The organism is Pseudoflavonifractor sp. HCP28S3_F10, from assembly GCF_052065415.1.
Classification (GTDB): Bacteria; Bacillota; Clostridia; order Oscillospirales; family Oscillospiraceae; genus Pseudoflavonifractor_A.
The window spans coordinates 1-1,029 of the sequence record NZ_JBQHUB010000070.1 but is presented as its reverse complement, the minus strand read 5'-3'; the positions used below and the strand labels follow the sequence as shown (position 1 = coordinate 1,029).

General features: G+C 53.7%; 1 protein-coding gene. It reads left to right on the top strand.

Going from position 1 to position 1,029, the window contains the following annotated elements; all coding sequences use genetic code 11:
* Window positions 1–1,029: recombinase family protein (locus ACTNBZ_RS14325; protein WP_441210952.1), on the top strand; the 1,029-nt coding region annotated here is incomplete at both ends.

Genomic DNA, 1,029 nt, shown 5'->3' with positions numbered 1-1,029 from the left:
GGCTACGATCTCGTAAAGAGTGGCCGCTTCAATAAGCGCAAGCATGAAGTTTTTGAGCTGGTTGTCAACGAGGCCGAGGCCGCTGTGGTGCGGATCATATTCGACAAATATGTGCATGAGGGCTTTGGAGCCCAGCGGATTGCCACCTATCTAAACAAGCTCGGGTATCGGGCAAGGTCGGGTAAGATGTGGCACCACGCCAGCATCCGAGGTATCATCTGTAACCTCACCTATACCGGCGTACTTCGCAGCGGCGATAGTCGATCCCAAGTGCTGCTGCACTTACAGATTATCCCCTCGGAGCTCTTTGAGGCCGCACAGAATATCCGCACATCCCGCGCCAACTCTGCCGAACAGGAGCGCCGTGTTCCACTGAACACCCGAGGCCAGTCCCTGCTGGCCGGGAATGTGTTTTGCGGGCATTGTGGCTCCCGGCTGACACTCACCACAAACGGCAAGGCTTATTCCTGCAAGGACGATCCCAACCGCATTGTAAAGCGTGTGCGGTATATCTGCTATGGCAAAACCCGCAAGCAAACGGAGTGTGACGGTCAGACCGGGTACACGGCACATACCCTTGACGGCATCATTGATAAGGTGGTGCGGCAGATCTTTGAGCGTATGAAAGCTGTCCCAAAAAGCGAGATCGTCAATATCCGTTACAAAGAAAAGATGGAGGAACGGAAGGCGCTGCTCCGCAGCATCCGGGCCGAACATACAAAAGCGTCTGCGGAACTGAATATGCTGAAGGCCGAGGTCATTAAATCCCTGCGCGGCGAAAGTGCTTTTTCGCAGGATTTGCTTGGCTCTCTGATTTCCGACTGTGAGACAAAATGTCTCGAAGTTCAACAGCAGCTTGAAGCGGCGCAACTGGCCTATGACGAAGGCCAGTCTGTGCTGGAACACTTAAACGCCCAATACGATGACATTATCTCTTGGGCCGATATGTACGACACCGCCAGCATGGAGGCAAAGAAAATGATCGTCAACTGCCTTATCAAGCGGGTGGAGGTCTACCGGGACTACAAG